Origin of the sequence: Vibrio zhugei (assembly GCF_003716875.1) — a bacterium.
GTDB classification, from domain to species: domain Bacteria; phylum Pseudomonadota; class Gammaproteobacteria; order Enterobacterales; family Vibrionaceae; genus Vibrio; species Vibrio zhugei.
In genome coordinates this window covers 25,072-41,153 of record NZ_CP033078.1, presented here as the reverse complement: position 1 = coordinate 41,153, position 16,082 = coordinate 25,072, and the positions used below count along the sequence as shown (strand labels likewise).

Annotated in this window: 13 protein-coding genes and 1 pseudogene; 9 read left to right on the top strand and 5 right to left on the bottom strand. The window is 41.2% G+C overall.

All coding sequences use genetic code 11. The features are described from left to right. The first annotated feature begins 40 nt into the window (after positions 1 to 40). The 4 genes from rsmB to EAE30_RS05245 are packed head-to-tail and all read left to right on the top strand — an operon-like array spanning position 41 to position 4,785. Positions 41 to 1,321, top strand: coding sequence for a 16S rRNA (cytosine(967)-C(5))-methyltransferase RsmB (rsmB, locus tag EAE30_RS05260; protein WP_123015057.1), 1,281 nt, complete (start codon positions 41 to 43; stop codon positions 1,319 to 1,321). 57 nt (positions 1,322 to 1,378) lie between these two features. Next, a complete protein-coding gene (gene trkA / locus EAE30_RS05255; RefSeq protein ID WP_123015056.1) occupies positions 1,379 to 2,755 on the top strand; it encodes a Trk system potassium transporter TrkA in 1,377 nt (458 codons plus the stop codon). A gap of 12 nt (positions 2,756 to 2,767) precedes the next feature. Then, the gene (locus EAE30_RS05250; protein WP_123015055.1) at positions 2,768 to 4,213 is read left to right on the top strand and encodes a TrkH family potassium uptake protein; all 1,446 of its coding nucleotides are present in this window, start codon (positions 2,768 to 2,770) and stop codon (positions 4,211 to 4,213) included. Between the two features lie 11 nt (positions 4,214 to 4,224). Beyond that, entirely contained in the window at positions 4,225 to 4,785 is a 561-nt protein-coding gene (locus tag EAE30_RS05245; protein ID WP_123015054.1) for a DUF3157 family protein, read from the top strand. Here the strand turns inward: EAE30_RS05245 and trhA are convergent, their stop codons facing one another. Together trhA and EAE30_RS05235 are read right to left on the bottom strand one after the other, a co-directional pair. Then, positions 4,786 to 5,427 (bottom strand): PAQR family membrane homeostasis protein TrhA, encoded by a 642-nt coding sequence (gene trhA, locus EAE30_RS05240; RefSeq protein ID WP_123017263.1) that lies wholly within the window; start codon positions 5,425 to 5,427, stop codon positions 4,786 to 4,788. A 78-nt stretch (positions 5,428 to 5,505) separates the two neighbouring features. Further along, positions 5,506 to 6,321: a sporulation protein gene (locus tag EAE30_RS05235; RefSeq protein WP_123015053.1), complete on the bottom strand. Its 816-nt coding sequence runs from the start codon at positions 6,319 to 6,321 to the stop codon at positions 5,506 to 5,508. Positions 6,322 to 6,908: 587 nt separating this feature from the next. Here EAE30_RS05235 and EAE30_RS05225 point away from each other — a divergent pair. The 3 genes from EAE30_RS05225 to EAE30_RS05215 all read left to right on the top strand — a co-directional run bounded on the left by EAE30_RS05225 (position 6,909) and on the right by EAE30_RS05215 (position 8,913). Then, positions 6,909 to 7,175, top strand: coding sequence for a YihD family protein (locus EAE30_RS05225; RefSeq protein ID WP_123015051.1), 267 nt, complete (start codon positions 6,909 to 6,911; stop codon positions 7,173 to 7,175). A 118-nt stretch (positions 7,176 to 7,293) separates the two neighbouring features. Continuing rightward, a complete protein-coding gene (locus tag EAE30_RS05220; protein WP_123015050.1) occupies positions 7,294 to 8,283 on the top strand; it encodes a serine/threonine protein kinase in 990 nt (329 codons plus the stop codon). Between the two features lie 30 nt (positions 8,284 to 8,313). Then, entirely contained in the window at positions 8,314 to 8,913 is a 600-nt protein-coding gene (locus EAE30_RS05215; protein WP_123015049.1) for a thiol:disulfide interchange protein DsbA/DsbL, read from the top strand. An 86-nt stretch (positions 8,914 to 8,999) separates the two neighbouring features. Here the strand turns inward: EAE30_RS05215 and EAE30_RS05210 are convergent, their stop codons facing one another. Beyond that, the gene (locus tag EAE30_RS05210; RefSeq protein ID WP_123015048.1) at positions 9,000 to 9,881 is read right to left on the bottom strand and encodes an acyltransferase; all 882 of its coding nucleotides are present in this window, start codon (positions 9,879 to 9,881) and stop codon (positions 9,000 to 9,002) included. An 86-nt stretch (positions 9,882 to 9,967) separates the two neighbouring features. After that, positions 9,968 to 11,311, bottom strand: a pseudogene (locus EAE30_RS05205) (YifB family Mg chelatase-like AAA ATPase); the annotation flags it as partial. 52 nt (positions 11,312 to 11,363) lie between these two features. Here EAE30_RS05205 and EAE30_RS05200 point away from each other — a divergent pair. Further along, entirely contained in the window at positions 11,364 to 13,010 is a 1,647-nt protein-coding gene (locus tag EAE30_RS05200; RefSeq protein ID WP_123015046.1) for a recombinase family protein, read from the top strand. A 416-nt stretch (positions 13,011 to 13,426) separates the two neighbouring features. Then, the gene (locus EAE30_RS05195; protein WP_123015045.1) at positions 13,427 to 14,194 is read left to right on the top strand and encodes a hypothetical protein; all 768 of its coding nucleotides are present in this window, start codon (positions 13,427 to 13,429) and stop codon (positions 14,192 to 14,194) included. Between the two features lie 27 nt (positions 14,195 to 14,221). On the opposite strand, the gene EAE30_RS05190 is transcribed toward EAE30_RS05195, so the two are convergent. Then, the gene (locus EAE30_RS05190) at positions 14,222 to 16,060 is read right to left on the bottom strand and encodes a hypothetical protein (RefSeq protein WP_123015044.1); all 1,839 of its coding nucleotides are present in this window, start codon (positions 16,058 to 16,060) and stop codon (positions 14,222 to 14,224) included. Positions 16,061 to 16,082: the final 22 nt, after the last annotated feature.

Below are 16,082 nucleotides of genomic sequence, written 5' to 3'. Positions count from 1 at the left end.
GCTCCCATTGGGTCGGTATTGTTTATAAATAGGTTTGCAAATGAATGTTCGTGCTGCGGCAGCTCAAGTTCTTTTCGAGGTCGTTGACCAAGGTTATTCTTTATCAGCAGCGCTACCTGCTGCCCAGCAAAAGATAAAACCGCGTGACCATGCACTACTGCAAGAGATTTGCTTTGGTGCTTTACGCTTTTTACCTCGCTTGGAATCAACAGCGAATGCCTTAATGGATAAACCATTAAAAGGCAAACAACGCGTCTTTCATCATTTGATTTTGGTCGGGATTTATCAGCTCAGTTCCATGCGTATCCCTGCGCATGCCGCCGTGGCTGAAACAGTAGAAGCCACGCGCACATTAAAAGGCCCACGTTTACGTGGTTTGATTAATGCTGTGCTGAGAAATTATCAACGCCAACAAGCCACACTCGATGCACAAGCGATGAGCCACGATGCTGGCCGCTATGGTCACCCAAGTTGGCTACTGTCGTTGCTCAAAGAAAGCTACCCCGATGATTGGCAAGCCATTGTCGACGCGAATAACATCAAAGCCCCGATGTGGCTACGTGTGAATCGTGCCCACCATACCCGAGACGAGTATCAAGCCTTACTATTAGCGCAAGACATTGAAAGTACTCCTCACTCACAAGCCGAGGACGCACTCAAACTAGAACGCCCGTGTGATGTCACCTCGCTACCAGGCTTTGCTGAAGGTTGGGTTTCGGTACAAGATGCCGCCGCGCAGCTGGCGTATCACTACCTGACACCACAAGATGGTGAACGGATCCTAGATTGTTGCGCCGCGCCCGGTGGGAAAACCGCTCACATTCTCGAACGAACTCAAGCGAAGCAAGTTGTCGCCATTGATAGTGATGAAACTCGCTTAAAACGCGTGCATGAAAACCTAGCACGCCTGCAGTTGGAGGCCAACGTTCTATGTGGTGATGCAAGAACACCACAAAAATGGTGGCAAGGTGAACAGTTTGACCGTATTCTACTCGATGCTCCCTGTTCAGCCACGGGGGTCATCCGCCGTCATCCGGATATCAAATGGCTGCGTCGTGCCAACGACATTGAAGCGCTTGCCAGTCTGCAAAGCGAGATTCTCGATGCGATGTGGCAACAGTTAAAACCGGGCGGAACATTAGTGTACGCGACATGCTCAATCACACCGCAAGAAAACCGCGATCAAGTGACGGCATTTCTTAAGCGTACCGCGGATGCGAGCCTAGTTGGCTCAGAAGCGGACAATCCTGGTCGTCAAATCTTACCAGGCGAAGAGGACATGGACGGTTTTTACTACGCCGTACTCATCAAACAAGCGTAATTTTGACAACAAAGGCAGCGTCACGCTGCCTTTGTTATGAATGAAAGAGAACTGAGTATGAAAATCATCATTCTTGGAGCAGGCCAAGTCGGTGGCACTCTGGCAGAGAATTTAGTCGGCGAAAATAACGATATCACCATCGTCGATAAAAGCAGTGAACGTCTGCGTGAACTGCAAGATAAATACGATTTACGGGTAGTCACCGGGCATGCCAGTCATCCCGATGTATTGCGTGAAGCGGGAGCGCAAGATGCCGATATGCTTGTTGCGGTCACCAATACCGATGAAATCAATATGGCTGCGTGTCAGGTCGCCTTTTCTCTTTTCAATACCCCGAACCGCGTCGCGCGCATCCGTTCGCCGCAATATCTCGCCGAAAAAGAAGCCTTGTTTCAATCCGGTGCGGTGCCTGTCGATCACTTAATTGCTCCCGAAGAACTCGTGACTCGTTATATTGGACGTTTGATTCAATATCCAGGCGCGCTGCAAGTGGTGAGCTTCGCCGAAGAAAAAGTCAGTCTCGTGGCCGTTAAAGCCTATTATGGCGGGCCATTGGTCGGTAACGCTTTATCGGCACTGCGCGATCATATGCCTCATATTGATACCCGCGTTGCGGCTATTTTCCGACAAGGCCGCCCTATTCGTCCTCAAGGAACCACCGTGATTGAAGCGGATGATGAAGTGTTTTTTGTCGCGGCCAGCAACCACATTCGTTCGATTATGAGCGAACTGCAACGCCTCGAAAAACCCTATCGCCGTATTATGATTGTCGGCGGAGGCAACATCGGCGCAAGTCTGGCGAGAAAACTGGAACAGACCTATAGCGTCAAACTTATCGAACGTAGCTATCAACGAGCGGAACAGTTGTCGGAAGAACTGGAGAACACCATTGTGTTTTGTGGTGACGCCGCCGATCAAGAACTGTTAACCGAAGAAAACATTGAGCAAGTCGATGTATTTATCGCCCTGACCAATGAAGATGAAACCAATATAATGTCGGCTATGCTCGCTAAGCGTATGGGCGCCAAAAAGGTGATGGTCTTGATTCAACGCGGTGCGTATGTCGACTTAGTGCAAGGCGGCGTGATTGATGTGGCCATTTCCCCGCAACAAGCCACTATTTCCGCGTTGTTAACCCATGTACGCCGCGCTGATATTGTCAACGTCTCTTCATTACGCCGAGGCGCTGCCGAAGCCATAGAAGCGGTGGCTCATGGCGATGAGTCGACGTCGAAAGTGGTTGGCCGTGCGATTGGTACGATTAAGTTGCCTCCCGGTGCCACCATTGGTGCAGTTGTGCGTGGCGACGAAGTCCTCATTGCGCACGATAATGTGGTGATTGAGCAAAACGACCATGTCGTCATGTTCCTTGTGAACAAGAAATACGTGCCGGATGTAGAAGCTCTTTTCCAACCCAGTCCATTCTTCTTATAGGTTATTGGCGTCATGCTGAATCTGCGCCCCATATTATTTGTTCTCGGGTTAGTGTTATCAAAACTCGCGATGTTTATGTATGTGCCGGCTCTTGTGGCTTTTATTACTGGCACTGGTGGCTTCTTGTCTTTTGCTCAAGCCATTGTCATCACTCATATTGCCGCCTTTGGCTGTTTAACCATGGGCCGAACCAAGAACTTTCGTCTCAATGTTCGTGACATGTTCTTGATCACAAGTTTGGTGTGGACCATCGCCAGTGTGTTTGCAGCGCTGCCGTTTGTCTTTATTAACCACATCAGCTTTACCGACGCTTACTTTGAAACCATGTCAGGCATCACCACGACAGGCTCTACCGTATTAAGCGGTTTAGATACCATGGCTCCGAGCATTTTGTTATGGCGTTCACTGCTGCAATGGCTTGGCGGGGTCGGATTCATCGTAATGGCGGTCGCGGTCTTACCGATGCTCAACGTGGGGGGGATGAAGCTGTTCCAAACCGAATCATCCGATTGGTCCGACAAAAGTAGTCCGCGCGCCAAAACCGTCGCCAAGAACATTGTCTCGGTCTACTTGGTGTTAACCATCTTGTGTATTATCAGCTACATGATTACCGGCATGACCGCATTTGAAGCCATCAATCATGCCTTTACGACGCTTTCAACCGGAGGGTATTCGACCTCAGATGGGTCGATGAATCACTTTTCGAAAGGCACCCATTGGGTGGCGATTGTGTTCATGTTTTTGGGCGGTTTACCTTTTTTGCTGCTCGTGTCATCGGTCAACAAACGTCGCCCCATGGATATTATTCGAGATGCGCAGGTTAAAGGGTTTTTCTGGCTATTTATGATTGCCAGCTTTACGATCGCGATATGGTTGCACCTGAATAATCATTACGCCTTTATCGATGCGCTACGGGTCTCTATGTTCAATATTGTGTCTGTGGTCACCACCACCGGATTTGGCTTAGATGACTTTACTGCGTGGGGCGCTCTGCCCAGTACGTTGTTTATCTTTTTAATGATGACCGGTGCGTGTTCCGGGTCGACCGCTGGCGGTATCAAAATTTTTCGCTTCCAGATCGCCATGGCGTTGTTAAAAAAACAAATGATGAACCTCATCCATCCGTCTGGCGTATTCATCCAACGCTATAACCAGAGACCCGTAAATGAAGATATCGTGCGTTCGGTTGTGGCTTTCGGAATTACATTTATCATCACCATTATTGTCATCGCAGCGGCCCTGTCTTCTATGGGCTTGGATCCGATCACCAGTATTTCTGGCTCGATTACTGCGGTAGCCAACGTTGGACCAGGCATGGGCGATATTATTGGTCCCACCGGTAATTTTGCCCCATTACCCGATGCGGCTAAATGGGTATTAAGTTTTGGTATGCTAATGGGACGATTAGAAATTCTGACCATATTGGTGCTGTTTTTCCCAGCATTCTGGCGCAGATAAGGATCAATATAATGAAACGATTGTGGGTTTTTTGCCTGAGTTTATCCAGTGGCCTTGCGGGGGCCACACAAATGGTGACGCTGCAAGATGGACGCAAAGTACAACTCAACAGTGACTTTACATGGCAGTATGTACAACAGCAGACGGACAGTGCAATGCAGGCATCACCAACACAACCGGCTGATCTTGCAGCGCCAATTATCGCCCATAAGATGGAGCGCGCACTCATTACCGTCGATAAGCCAACCCCTCTGATGCAGTTGAGTCGCTCTGACATTGATGTGGTTTTAGGCGCCACCACCTATCAGGATGGCAACCTGAGTATTCCCACCGCCTTAACCAATCAAGGGCAACAGTCGGCTATTGAGGTCACCCTTCAATGGCAAATCCGCAATCAGCAAGATGCCGTGATTCGCTCAGGAAAACAGGTAATTTGGCAGTCCATTAAACGGATGGGATCAACCTACCTTCGTCCTGCCACATCACAGGCTGGCAAGACGCTGCATATTGATGTGGCGGCTAATCAGTATCATACCTTTGCCGCCGAGATTAGCCATATCGAGCTGCGCTAGCTACAGCGGGGTAACGTACAAGTAAATCCCCAAGAAATGGCAAACGCACCCGCCTAACACAAACCCATGCCAAATCGCATGATTGTATGGGATGCGTTTTGCCACATAGAAAATGACGCCAAGCGAATACACCACGCCGCCTAACGCCAGCAACACCAGCCCTCGCATATCCACATGCAGTGCTAATTGATAGACCACGATCAATGACAGCCATCCCATCACCAAATACGAATACAACGAGAAACGTTTAAAGCGATAGACAAAGGCTAACTTCATAATAATGCCGAGTAACGCAATCCCCCAGATAATCCCCATCAACCAAAATGCCAAAGGAGTCCGCAAGCCGACGAGAAGAAACGGGGTATAGCTGCCTGCAATCAGTAAATAAATCGCACAATGATCAAACGTTTTTAGCCAACGCTTGCTCTTCGGATTCGCGATCGAGTGATACAGTGTCGAGGCGAGAAATAACGCGATAATACTCGCCCCGTAGACAGAAAAGCTGAGAAACGTTAAGGAATCCGCCTGCAGCGAGTGCGCTTTCAGTAGCAGCAGTACCAGTCCCACAATGCCGAGTAATAACCCGATACCATGACTAACCGCATTCGCCAGCTCTTCCTTCTGACTATAACTTTGTGACATAAGCTTCCCCACAGTGAATCCATCGCTAGGATCAGCAGTATGTCACATTGAGCATACACTTGTAAGCTGAAATTATCATCATGAGAACACCACCTCACTTTCGCAATGCGCAAACACCGCCGCTAACTGCTCGACTACGTCTGCGTGCGATAACTCGGCGTGTAAACTGACATGACGAAGGTAATGACCTTGTGCGACAGCACTGCCAAACATCGTTACTTCACCACGCTGACGGCGATCGATATCGAACCACAGTTGTAAGGTATCCTGATCGCGACACATAAAGATGGTGAGTTCTCGCAAATAACCGTGGAAAGGTCCATCAATCGGCACCCACTCAAATGTCTGTCCAAAGGGCGACCATAAGCCGTCACAAGCTTCGCAACGCACTTGGCGTAAGCGAAATCCCAATGACTCTAAATACGAAAAGATGCTATCCATCAAAGCATCCGGCCGAACAGTGAGCGACTGGTATTCCACGGTCTGCTTACCACGCTCATCAATAATCGTACTTTCAAGCCAGAGTTTTGACTCATCAATGGTGAGCGGTGTATTCCACGGTACCGTCACATCCACCGAAAGATCTTGCCGCTGACCGCCCCCCAATTCGAATGAACGACTTTGTTGCCATTGCCAGAGTGAATACCAGCTTTGTTCACGTGTGGCTACGGCCGTGTCTTGGTCTTCTTCCATGGATGAAAGGCCAGGCTCTGACCAATACCAGCACTGAAGATTAACCTTAACACTCTCAATACGCTGTGAACTGCTTCCCCCATATAAATGGACGGTCATTGTCTTACTTTGCCCAGGGCATAAAACATGATCGGTCACTTCCGCATCCACTTTTGCCTCACCAATACCAAGATTGGACAATGTCTTTTTCAATAAGGACATCAGAACCTCCTCCCCGATGGATTTATCCCATAGTAACGACAATTATTTGCGAAATTCAATCCGCTCTAGCACAGAACTAATGCTTTAGTATAAATTTAATTGGTTAGATATCGACCTATTTAAAGCAAAGTGCTACTCTTTATGTCAGATATGATGCATATCTCATCCTGAGCAATTATTTATGGAACGGCATAGGCCAGCAGAGTGAATGTGATCGCATAACGGTCATTTTACTCATTATTGTTTAGGTCATTTTTCGGCAAGGGAACGTCTAAAAATTAGGCAACACAATGCGACCAGCAAGCGTCAGATTTTCTCAGCCAAACCGTAGTGCCTCACGTCGTAGAAACGGCTTTGCATATACTCAAATGGCGAAAAAATCGACACCAAAAACAGCAACACCCGTAGAAAAAACGCTTTACACCAGCAATACCATCAACCCAAAAATTGATAATGTTGTTAAAGCAGCATAACGATTAAAAAGCGCAGTTCCTCGTCCTGCGCTTTTTTCTTGTCTATCTATTGGTCATATACGCGGCAATTTGTTAGTTTATAGATTAAACATTACAAAAATTGTGGGAATAACGATGACCTGTCACCGAATTGAAGAATTATTAGCATTACTGGAACCCGAGTGGAACCAAGCCTCCGATCAGAGTTTAGTTCAATTTCTCATGACCTTAGCCAAAGAAGCTGGCTGGAATAAGCCACTCGAAGAATTGAGTGATGATGTCCTTATCTATCATTTAAAAATGCGCCATCAAGATAAAAAAGCCGCGATTCCGGGATTACAAAAAGACTACGAAGAAGATTTTAAAACAGCGATCTTACGTGCACGTGGCCTCATCGAGTAACTCCTCATTCATGATGCGGTGCAACCTTGGCCTTGAAAAAGAATATCCAAATCTCTGCAAGCAATATCGCACTCACCTAGGTACAATGCATTGAGTATTCATTGTCTTTGGTATACCTATGACTCAAGCTGCAACGTTTCACTTTAATTCGCTCACCCCTGATTGCATGTGGAATGCCTTAGCCAGTATAGGTATTCGTGCCGAGTCTGGCTTATTACCGCTCAATAGCTATGAAAATCGCGTCTATCAGTTTACTGACGAAGAACGCCAACGCTACGTCGTCAAATTTTATCGTCCACAGCGTTGGTCTGATGAACAAATCCTCGAAGAACATCTGTTTTCGCAAGAATTGGTAGAGCATGAAATTCCGTTAGCGGCTCCCTGTCTCATTCAGGGTCACACTCTGCATCACTATGAAGGCTTCCGTTTTGCCGTTTTCCCAAGCGTCGGAGGTCGCCAATTTGAGGTCGATAACGAATCACAGTTGGAAGGGGTTGGTCGCTTTTTAGGGCGTATCCATCAAGTCGCAGGCAGTCATCAATTTCAGCATCGCCCTAATCTGGGACTCGACGAATATGTCTATCAGCCGAGAAAACAGCTTGAAAATGCAGCGTTCATTCCCGATTACCTACAAAAAACCTTTTTTAGCGATCTGGATACATTAATTCACGAGCTCGAAGCACATTGGTCTCATGACTTTACACCCATACGTTTGCATGGCGACTGTCATCCAGGGAATATACTATGGCGTGACGGCCCGATGTTTGTCGATTTAGATGACGCAAGAAACGGCCCTGCGGTACAAGATTTGTGGATGCTACTCAGTGGTGAGCGTCACGAAAAAATTATGCAACTTGATCTCCTTTTGGAAGGCTATCAAGAGTTTTGCGATTTCGATATGAACCAATTGAAACTAATTGAACCTTTACGTGGTCTACGAATGGTCAATTATATGGCATGGCTTGCAAAACGTTGGGATGATCCGGCCTTTCCGCTTGCGTTTCCTTGGTTTAATGATGCCAAATATTGGGAGAATCAAATTCTTGCCTTTAAAGAACAAATTGCGGCATTATCAGAACCATCACTATCCGTAATGCCAAACTGGTAATATTGCTTGAACAACTACATGGAGTGAACAATGAAAAAACTGATTGCACTAGCTGCAACGCTACTATTGAGTGTATCCGCTCATGCAGCGCAATTTAAACAAGGGGTGAACTACAAGGTTTTAGACCAAACACACTCAAGCCAACCAAGTGTCGTCGAGTTTTTCTCTTTCTACTGTCCGCACTGTAATGCCTTCGAGCCTATCGTGTCTAAACTGGATAGCCACTTACCTGATGGTGTGCACCTCAATAAAAACCACGTGTCTTTTATGGGGGGTGACATGGGCTTTAACATGAGCAAAGCCTTCAATACGATGGTGGTCCTAGGTGTACAAGACAAAATGATTCCTGTCATGTTTGCACAAATCCACCAGCGTCATAATCCACCAAAAGATGTAGCAGCCTTAAAACAATTATTTGTCAATCAAGGTGTGGATGGTAAAAAGTTTGATAATGCCTTTAATAGTTTTGCGGTAGATTCTATGGCGCGTCGTTCTGACCAAGACTTTGATGCAAAAGGCTTAACTGGCGTACCTTCCGTGGTTGTGAACAATAAATATCTCGTTCAAATTGGTAGCATTAAATCCGAGCAGCAATTCTTCGATCTCGTGAACTACCTACTGAAAAAATAGTGCGGCGCACATCGCCTGACATCCGATCGAAAAAGGGAGCCTATGGCTCCCTTTTTCTTATTGAGTCTTGTCTCATGCTCAACACATTACGATTGATTAATGCGCTTCAACGCTTCGTCTTTGTCTTGCCACACGTTTCCTAGCCACTGCTGAAACTGACGCTTAAAACGCTTGTCATGGAAATAATCACCCGTGACATTCTCATCCACTGGCAGTAAACGCACACGCACAACAATGCGGGTCATTTTGCCCATCAACATATCTTTAAATGGCCTATCGCGATTGTCAGGATACGCCAATGTCACGTCGATGATCTTATCAAACTGCTCTCCCATTGCCGCCAGTGTATAGGCTATCCCACCGGTTTTGGGCATTAATAAATGCTCATAAGGCATCGGGGACTTTTGCCGTTTTTGTTCGGTAAAACGAGTGCCTTCAACGTAATTCACCACCGTTGTCGGTTGATATTGAAATTTCTCACACGAGCGCCGAGTGGTCGCCAAATCTTGGCCTCGCTTCTCCGGATGGCGCAATAAGTAGGCTCGGCTATAACGGCGCATAAACGGCATATCTAACGCCCAACAGGCCATTCCAATGAAAGGAACATATAACAATTGCTGCTTTAAAAAGAACTTAGGCATCGGAATCCGATCTTTAAACACACTGCACAGCACGACAATGTCTGTCCAACTTAAATGGTTACTGATCAGCAGATACCAGCTGTCTTTTCTGAGATCCTCAAGCCCTTCGATATCCCATGTGACTCGATTCGATAGACTCAAAATTTTGAGGTTGACTGTGGCCCATAACCACATTGATTGATCCGCAACATGGGTTGCCAGTACTTTAAGACGAGGCGTTGGCAAAAAGACTTTTACCACGGCAACCATAAATATAAATAACGAATTAACAGCCGTGTTTATCAATACCAAAAACACATTTATTAACAATAACAAGTAAGCCAGCATAACATCACGACAACCGCACAAAAAAACAGCGGGGTATTATACTCGCTAAACGGATTTATGACATATCTGTTTTCATGGTCAGACGACTAACAAACGGCCTGATCAGTCATTTGTTTTAATAGTCGATCCATGGCTCGGTAACCTAATGCTTCGGCCAAATGAGCCCGCTCAATTTGTACCGTACCTTGCAGATCAGCAATCGTGCGCGCGACTTTAATAATGCGGTGATAGGCTCGAATCGACAAACCAAGGCGATGTAACGCCGCTTCCAAAAACTCCGCATCCGCTTGCTTTAATGGGCAGTATTGATCGATTTCACGGCTTTGCAATAAGGCATTCACTTTCCCACAACGGGCTAACATAAGGCTTCTGGCCCGTAAAACCCGCTGCCGAACAGTGGCAGTACTCTCACCGCGATCACCGCCATGAGCCAAAGTCCCTTGTGGTAGCGCCGGAATTTCTATCGACATATCAAAGCGATCTAACAACGGGCCAGATAAGCGTCCTAAATAACGTAACACCGTTTGTGGATTCGCTCCGACCGTTTCCCCCTCATAAAAGCCACTCGGGCTGGGATTTAATGCTCCCACCAGTTGAAAGCGAGCGGGAAAGCGGGTTTTTCCTTGCGCCCGAGAAATAATGATCTCTCCCGATTCCAGCGGTTCCCGTAATGAATCGAGTACCTTACGCTCAAACTCTGGCATCTCATCGAGAAATAATAAGCCATTATGAGCGAGGGAAATTTCTCCAGGGCGAGGGATGGAGCCACCGCCCACCAGCGCGGCCATGGAACTGGAATGATGGGGTGAGCGAAATGGCCGTAACTTCCAATTATATTGGTTGATATCTTGATGAGTGAGTGACGCTACCGATGCGGTTTCAATGGCTTCCTCATCGCTCATTTCAGGTAACAAATCGCATAATCTTGATGCCAACATGGTTTTACCAGTGCCCGGAGGCCCGATAAATAATACGTTATGGCTTCCGGCAGCCGCAATTTCTAAGGCACGTTTACCTTGTTGTTGACCAATGATGTCTTGTAAATCCCGACCTTGCTTGGGCGGTGCCTCAGTAATAGGCGCTTGATATAAAGACAAACGGTCTTGACCACACAGTTGGGCACAGACTTCCAATAATGTTTGCGCAGATTTATGCTCAGCATCGGTGACCAAGGCCGCTTGGTCACCGTTTTGCTGTGGCACCACCAAAGTACGCTGCGCTCGTTTGACGGCTAACGCAGCAGGCAACACACCTTTCACTGGTCTTAATTCACCAGATAACGCCAGTTCACCAACAAATTCATAGTCTTTCAACAAGTTGGCAGGAATTTGCTCTGACGCCGCAAGAATCCCCAGTGCGATTGGTAAATCAAAGCGGCCTCCTTCTTTCGGTAAGTCGGCCGGCGCCAAATTGACCGTGATAAACTTGAGCTTTAACGGGAAAGATTTATACTCGTTGTTTCAAGGCTTAAGGTTAATATCTATGCAAAAAATAATATATCCCTATGTTCGATTTTCGAGCGAAAAGCAATCGGCTGGTCATTCTCATGAAAGACAGATCGAGAAGATAAAAGAGTATGCCTCTGTAAACGGCTATGAGGTCAATGATACGCTAAATTTAAGAGATTTAGGGGTAAGTGCCTTTAAAGGAAAAAATGCTGAAAAAGGGGCTTTAGCGGCTTTTTTGAAGATGATTGAAGATGGAACTATCCCAACCGATGGAACATCTTATTTATGCATAGAACAATTTGACCGTTTATCACGCCAAACCGTAGATGAAGCTTATTCTCTATTTCGTAAGATATTAATCTCCAACGTAAACATTATTACCTTAATGGATGAGAAGGTTTACACAAAAAAAAGTTTAAATGAAATGGTTTCTATCATTTCATCTTTGCTTTTGATGGAACAGGCAAACGTAGAAAGTGATAAAAAATCAAAGCGAGTTTCAGCAGTATTTAAAAAGAAATTAGAAAAATTAAGAAATGGAGAAAAAATCCAATTTGCTTATATGTTGCCAGGTTGGATTGACAACATAGGCACGAAGCAAGATCCAAACTTTATCATTAATGATCAAGTCAAAACGGTAAGAATGATAATTGATATGTATCTTGGTGGTGAAACGATGGGACATATAGCAAGAATTTTAAACGAGAAACAGATTCCACAATTTGCCAGAAAAAAAACAAAAAACGCAATTAGTTCTTGGAATAGCGGAAAAATATCTCATTTATTAGTTAATAGGTGCTTAATTGGAGAGTTAAAAATAAGCAAAACCGGAGAAGTAATTAAAGACTATTATCCCTCTGTTATTTCAAAGGATGAGTGGGATATCATCCAATCTACCAAAAGAACGAATGCAACAATAAAAGTTGCAGGAAGAAAAACTATAAACATCTTCCAAGGTCGTTTATTTTGTGCAGATTGTGGAAATAAATACTATTTTGAAACAGATGATAAAACAGGGAAAAATGGAAAAAAATATATATACCATATGCTTAAATGCAGTGGAAGGCGTTTCCACTCGTGCAATTCGAAAAGTATAAAATATGATGATTTAACAAGTAATAATTTATTTTTCTTTGAAAAAGTTTTAGATCAAAAAACAGAAGATTATTACAATAAAATTAAATTAGAAGTTTTCCAATTCGAAAATCAAATAGAAGAATTGAAAAAGGAGCAAAATGAATTAGATTTATTGTTAAATAACAAATCAATTAACTTTACAGCCCACGCAATCGCAAACTCAAAAATATTAGACCAAATTGACATTTTAGAAAAAGATATTGCACTAAATAAACAACATATAGCTTTTACAATGAATACTAATATGATCGATAAATTTGATAAGAATGATCCTGTTAGCGTTGCCAAAGCAAAAAAGTTCATAAAAGACAATTATGCAGGTATTTTAATATCAAGTAAGTATGGAACAATAATTAGTTTAATGAAGAGTGGACAATTTATCATTAACCCTATACCTAATCGATTTGATGATAGTATACCCAAAGCATCTTTACAGCTTTTTGAGATAAAAGAACAAATACAGAACCAAGATAAGAAAGGTTTACTTGATGGGAAACTAAAAGAACTGTTAGACGCATTTAATTTTTTAGATAGATTTGAATAGGTTTTCTATAATTTAAAATTTCGCTACGCTCAATTTTGGTCAATCAGCTTATGAGCGCAGCGATAAAAATGACTCTTTATTATTCTTTTCTTTCTTAATATATTGTCTTCATTAATTATTATAGTCTTCATTAAATAGGATGACACTTTGGGGTATATGTTAAAGACACTTAGGGATATATGTCAAAGACACTTGGGGTAATTAGAAAAAGACAGATTGGGGTATTGACTTAAAATTATAATATGTATTAATAAGATTATGAAAATAAAAAAGCCCTCATATAAATGAGAGCAATTTTATTAAAACTTCCGGCAAGAAGAATATATAGTTTTATTTATACAACACTTTTATAAAAAGTCAACATTAATATTATTTTATTCTTTGTGAAGTTAACAAACAAATAAGGAATAAATAATATGAACAATAACCAATTTTTAGCATTACCTAACGAGATTATGAATAGAGATAACCCCTTACATTATGAATTATTTAACTTTAATAACAACATCGATTTTAAAGTATTTTTAATGGTCTTATCAATTTCAACAATGATGTATAAAGATAATGGCTTAAAAAAGCAATCATTTAGTATAAATGGACTTTTAAGCAGAAATAGTTATCTTCCAAGATCTAAATTAAATTTCGATAAATTAGAATCTATTATTAATGAGTTTGGTGAATCACCTTTTTTCAAAAAAATATGTGTGACAAAATCATTAATGAACCCAAAAACAGAAAACGGTTTAAACAATGAAGAAGATATAATTAAACATACATTAACGAATTCATTAAAAAAAGTTGTTGAATTAGAATTGTCCGATGAATACATAAAAACGCTTAATAATAAAAAATCAGGTTTTAATAAGGTTAGATTAGATGAATTAAAAGCTTGTAGAGATGTAAAAGCTACTAAGTTAAAGGTTATAACATTAATGAAGCCAACAGGATATTTACATTTAAACTACTTATTAAAGGTTTTATCTATTAAAAACAATTTAAACAGAAGTGATAAAATCAGACAAGTTAGAAGAGCATTTAATGGCATAAAATTAGAGTTTGAATATAAACATCCAAAAAATCAAAATGACGAAATAAAACCAGAACATTTTAGATTTTATTACGACTCCACACAAAAAACAGAAAACGATTTAAAAAATGAAGAACTAAATAATATACTATTCTAAAAGAGATGTATAATCATCTCTTTATTATTATCTTTTAAGCTTATTTTTGCTTTTAACAGGATCAGTAATATCATCATTACCAATATTTCCAGATTTTAAAACCTGAGTTATTCTTAAATTACTTGGTAAATCTTCAACATTATTTATTGCTTTATTTTCTGTATACTCTGCTATTTCTTTTATTTTTTCTTTTTCCTTGTCATCACAATTATTAAATAAATAAAAAGAATCCGATAAAATATTTTTTAATTTAAAATCTAATTTTGTGTCAAAATAATTTTTAACTGAAATAACATAATCAAACATTTTTATTTTAAATCTATCAACAAAACCAAGATCCTCATTCAATGTTTTTTTAACTTCTAATGATTTGTTAATAACATCGAGTTCAACATTCTTTTGAGATATATTTTTATTAATTAAAACCTTTTGCTGTTCAAACTTTTTATTTTCATCTTCAATTTGTTTTTTTATTTTGAATTTATTATCTTCAAGACTTTCAATGTTAGTAGTTAACTTATCAATTTCATCATTTAACTTTTCAACTTCTTTTTTATTTCTAACAGCATTATCTCTTATTTTTTCACCTTTATTTTTTAGACTTCTAGCATTATTAAGTATTTTTTCTCTTTGTTTGTTAATTTTATTTTTTTCTTTTTCAGCTTCATTTTTTATAATTAATGAATTTTTAGCCTCCTCTTGAAAATAGGTATATAAATTATGGCTTCGTTTTGATTTAGGAAGATCAGCTTCTGCTTTGATTTTTTCTCTCAATTGCTTTTCTTCTTCTGTTCTTTCTTTTATTCCAAGTCTAAAATCATAATTATATTTTTCTAAAATTTTGTTTGCGTGTTTATAAAATTCTTCTTGAATTGCTTCGCCTGATAATTCTCTTAATATTTCACCTGCCTTACTCCATTTTTGACCATCATATTTAAACTCTTTACCCTGCTTTCTTGCCATTTTTAAACCTAGTTGAAAACTATAATCAGGTAAATCAAAACGGTTTGTTTTTCTGCTTAAACCAGATCTTAAAATGTGAATATGGTCATCAGTTGGTTTGCCTTTTCGTGTTCGTTCGTCTTTATGTAGAACCCCGCAAATGATGCCGTAATCGCTGAAATGCTGCTCTTCCCAAGCCTGCATAATCTCAATCATATGATCGTCTTGAATGGCTTTGTCGTTGTGTCTAGGCAGCTTAAATAGCACATCTTCACAAAAGATAGATTTGACGTTTGCCGCTTCATTTCGGCTTTTGTTTTTTCCCATTTCTGCAAGCTTTAAAAGCTTTTCAAAGTTTTTTCTTTTTGCAGATAGTGAAGATATTTTTATCTCTTTTGGTGGATTAGAATAAAAATCATAAGCTTCTTTTATTAAGTCATTATCAAAATTAGTATATTTTTTTTCTTTTGCACTTTTAAAAATAATTGCTTGTTCTTTTAATTTTGAAAACTTCAATTCTTCATCTGTTAATTTATCAATATTAATTTTTGACAAATAGGTTATTGATTTAATAATTGCCTCACGTTCCTTTGTTGAAAGTAAGTCTTTATTATTTTCATCAGAAATATCTTTCAACTTTTCAAAAACTTCTTGGGAAGTTTTGAAAATGTTCTCTGTGTGAATTTCTACATTTGTTTTAGTTTCATCTTTTGGTTTACTAAACCAATTTTCATTTTTCTCGGTAAAAGAAAAATCAGAATTGATTAGTAAATTATTTTTTGATTCTTCTGGAAAGAAATCTTTTTTGTATTGTTCTGTTTCAGGTTTGTAATTACGGAAGTAATGATTTAGTAAGTTTCTTAATTTATTTTTTTCAAGGCATTTTAATCTTTTGCCTTTAAATAATGCTGTCGATATTTGCATACGCTTTTCCTTATTTTTGATT